Annotated in this window: 3 protein-coding genes and 1 pseudogene; all 4 read left to right on the forward strand. The window is 70.3% G+C overall.

The genetic code is table 11. The features are described from left to right. Nucleotides 1-202 (forward strand): annotated as a pseudogene (locus AOK01_RS29030) (LacI family transcriptional regulator); the annotation flags it as partial. A gap of 1 nt (nt 203) precedes the next feature. Next, nucleotides 204-1,784, forward strand: a complete 1,581-nt coding sequence (locus AOK01_RS29035) for a sugar ABC transporter ATP-binding protein (protein WP_055516861.1) — start codon at nt 204-206, stop codon at nt 1,782-1,784. Continuing rightward, the gene (locus tag AOK01_RS29040; protein WP_055516862.1) at nt 1,777-2,739 is read left to right on the forward strand and encodes an ABC transporter permease; all 963 of its coding nucleotides are present in this window, start codon (nt 1,777-1,779) and stop codon (nt 2,737-2,739) included. Before AOK01_RS29035 ends, AOK01_RS29040 begins: the two co-directional genes overlap by 8 nt. Then, nucleotides 2,736-3,767 carry an ABC transporter permease gene (locus AOK01_RS29045; protein WP_055516864.1) on the forward strand — a complete coding sequence of 344 codons (1,032 nt, stop codon included), beginning with the start codon at nt 2,736-2,738 and terminating at the stop codon, nt 3,765-3,767. Before AOK01_RS29040 ends, AOK01_RS29045 begins: the two co-directional genes overlap by 4 nt. Nucleotides 3,768-3,873: the final 106 nt, after the last annotated feature.

Below are 3,873 nucleotides of genomic sequence, written 5' to 3' on the forward strand. Positions count from 1 at the left end.
CGACGGCACGCGCAACGCCGTACAGGGCATCGTGGACGGCTGGATCAGCGGTGTCGTCGAGTCCAACCCGCGCTTCGGGCCGCTCGCCTTCCAGACCCTCGACAGCTTCACCAAGGGCGAGGAAGTCGCGCAGGACATCGTCATCAAGGACAGCGCGTACACCGAGGCCAACGCCAAGACGGACATCACCAAGGCCTACTGAGATGCTCTCCGTCACCGGCGTGTCCAAGCTCTTCCCCGGCGTGAAGGCGTTGTCCGACGTGGACTTCACCGCTCGCGCCGGGGAGGTGCACGCCCTCGTCGGCGAGAACGGCGCGGGCAAGTCGACCCTGATCAAAGTACTCACCGGTGTCTACCAGCCGGACGCCGGCGAGGTCGTCCACAACGGCACGCCGGTCCGCTTCCACACGCCCCTGCAGGCCCAGCAGGCAGGCATCTCCACCATCTACCAGGAGGTCAACCTCGTCCCCCTGATGAGCGTGGCCCGCAATCTGCTCCTCGGCCGCGAACCCCGCGGCCGGCTCGGTCTGATCGACTTCGGCCGCATGAACCGCGAGGCGGACGAGGCGCTGCGCGGCCTGGGCATCCAGGTCGACGTGCGCCGTCCGCTGCGCGAACTCGGCGTCGGGGCCCAGCAGATGGTGGCCCTCGCGCGTGCCGTCGCCATCGACGCACGTGTCGTGATCATGGACGAGCCCACCTCGTCGCTCGAACCGCGCGAGGTGCGCACCCTGTTCGACGTGATCGGCATGCTGCGCGAGCGCGGCATCGCCGTGGTCTACGTCAGCCACCGCATGGACGAGCTGTACGAGATCTGCGACGCCGTCACCGTGCTGCGCGACGGTCGCGTGGTGCACACCGGACGGCTCGCCGACCTCGAACGGCTGCGGCTGGTCTCCCTGATGCTGGGCCGGGAGATCGGTGAGGTCCGCAGCGAGGGCCTGACCAAGTTCACCGGCTCGCACCAGGCGTCGGCGGAACCGGTGCTGCTCGCCGAGGGACTGACGATCCGTCACCAGTTGAGCGACGTGTCGCTTTCCATCCGTCCGGGCGAGGTGGTGGGCCTGGGCGGCCTGCTCGGCTCGGGCCGCAGCGAGACCGCCAGGGCGATCGCCGGAGCGCTGCCGACGGACTCGGGCCGGGTCTCCGTCGGCGGCGTGCCCGTGCGCACCGGCTCCACACCGGCCGCGATCCGCGCCGGCATCAGCCTGCTGCCGGAGGACCGGAAGGCCGAGGGCATCTCCCCCGGCCTGTCCGTACGGGAGAACATCGCGCTCGCCGCCCTTCCCGGGCTCTCGCGGTTCGGCCTGGTGGACAACGCCCGCGTCGACAAGGTCGTCGACACGTTCGTGAAGCGGCTGCGCATCAAGTCGGCGGGCCCTTACCAGAAGGTCGGTGAGCTCTCCGGCGGCAACCAGCAGAAGGTGCTGCTGGCCCGCTGGCTCGCCATGCATCCGAAAGTGCTGCTGCTCGACGAGCCCACGCGCGGCATCGACGTCGGCGCCAAGGCGGAGGTACAAGCACTCATCGACGAACTCGCCGAGGACGGACTGGCCGTGCTGCTGATCTCCTCCGACACCGAGGAACTGATCGAGGGCAGCGACCGGATCATCGTGCTCAAGGACGGTGCGGTCGTCGACGAGCTGACCGGCGACGCCGTCACCGAGGACGCGCTGATGCGGGCCATCGCCGCCGAACCCTCGGGACCCTCCGAACCCGGAAGTCCCGCACCCCTCACGAACCCCGGAAACCCCGCAGAACCCGCTGGGAGCGCCCATGACTGACCTGACGCTGGGGCGCGGCCAGGTGGACCGCGAACGGCTGCTGCGCCTGCTCCAGGAGTACGGCGTCTACGCGGGCGTCGCCGTACTCCTGCTCTTCAATTTCGTCTTCACCTCGAACTTCGTCTCGACGGAGAACTTCCGCACCCAGGCCGTCCAGGTCGCCCCGGTGCTCATCGTCGCGCTGGGCATGGCGCTGGCGATCGGCACCGAGGGCATCGACCTGGCGGTGGGCTCGGTGATGGCCCTGTCCACCTCGCTGCTGTCGCTGTACCTCGGCTACGGCCTGTGGATGGCCATGCTCATGGCGGTGGTGGGCGGTATCGCGGTCGGGCTGGCGAACGGGTCCCTGATCGCCTTCCTGGGCGTCCAGCCCATCGTCGCCACACTCGCCCTGATGGTCGCCGCACGCGGGATCGCCCTGGTGCTGCTCCCCCAGCTGGAGGATGTACGCGACCCGGGCATGGCGACGCTCGGCTCGGGCGACGTGCTGGGCGTGCCCTATCTCGTCCTCATCGCCGCGGGCCTGGCGCTGCTGGTGGCCTTCGTGGTGCGCCGCACCACCTTCGGGCGGCAGCTGCTCGCCGTGGGCGACAGCAGGCCGGCGGCCCGCCTCGCGGGCCTGCCCGTCCGCCGGGTCCTCATCGTGGTGTACGCGTGCTCCGGCGCGCTGGCCGCGGTGGCGGGCATCCTCGCCACGGCCCGGCTGACGGCCAGCGATCCCACCTCGCTCGGCAACCTCATGGAACTGTCGGCGATCACCGCGGTGGTCGTCGGCGGAACGCCCCTGTCCGGGGGGCGGATACGCATCGGCGGCACGGTCGCCGGGGCCGTCCTGATCCAGTTGCTGACCACCACGCTCATCAAGCACGACCTGCAGCCGTCGTGGACCCAGATGGCCCAGGCCGTGGTGATCATCGCCGCCGTCTACGCGGCCCGTGAACGGGGGAAGCGATGACCACCGACGTCACAAAGGCCGAGATGCGACCGCCCGCTGTCCGGCAAGGCGCCGAGAAGGACGACGGACCCGGCCGGGGCGACCGCTTCAGCGCCCTCGCCCAGCAGCACGGCGCCCTCGTCACCCTCCTGGTGGCCATGGTGGCGGCGTCGCTGAGCTTCGACACCTTCCTGACCGGCGACAACCTTGAGAACATGGCGCTGTCCTCGGCCTTTCTCGCCGTGGTCGCGCTCGGCATGACGTTCGTCATCGTCACCGGCGGGATCGACCTGTCGGTGGGCTCGCTCTTCGCTCTCGGCGGAGTGCTGGCGGCCTGGGGCTCGCAGTACGGGACGGTGGTGGCCCTGCTGCTGCCGCTCGCGGTGTGCGGTCTGATCGGCGTGATCAACGGGCTGCTCATCGCCCGGTCGGGGCTTGCTCCGTTCATCGTCACGCTCGCCGCGATGCTCGGCGCGCGCGGCATCCTGCTGGCGATCACCGACGAGGGCTCACGGACGTATCTCGTGGACAAGGACTCGTTCTTCGCCACGCTCGGGCAGGACTCGCTGCTGGGTATCGGCATACCGGTGTGGATCACGGTGGCGCTGTTCGTCCTGGGCGCTGTCGTCCTGCGCCGCACGAGGTTCGGGCAGTACGTGTACGCGGTCGGCGGCAACGAGGACGCGGCGGCGCTGATGGGTGCCCCCGTGGCGCGTACGAAGATCACCGTGTACGCCCTGTCGGGTCTGTGCGCCGGCCTCGCGGGCGCGCTCAACGCGGCCTGGCTGGTGTCGGGCGTGACGATCCTCGGCTCGGGCATGGAGCTGGAGGCCATCTCGGCGGTCGTCATCGGCGGCACCCTACTCTCGGGCGGCTTCGGCTTCGTCAGCGGCTCGCTGGTCGGCGTGCTCCTGCTGAAGGTGATCCAGAACGTCATCAACCAGATCGGCTCACTCGACTCCGCGTACCAGCAGGTCGTCAGCGGCGCGTTCCTCGCCGTGGTGGTGGTGGCCCAGACGTGGCTGGGCCGCAGACGACGGGTGCTGTGAAGGAGCCGGGTTCGGGTGGCTACGCCGCCACCCGGACCCGGCGGTCACCGTCGTGAGCCGGATCCGGCGGTCACCGTCGTGGGCGGCCCCGCCCCCCCCCCCCCCC

Source organism: Streptomyces aurantiacus (genome assembly GCF_001418335.1).
In the GTDB taxonomy this organism is placed as follows: Bacteria; Actinomycetota; Actinomycetes; order Streptomycetales; family Streptomycetaceae; genus Streptomyces; species Streptomyces aurantiacus.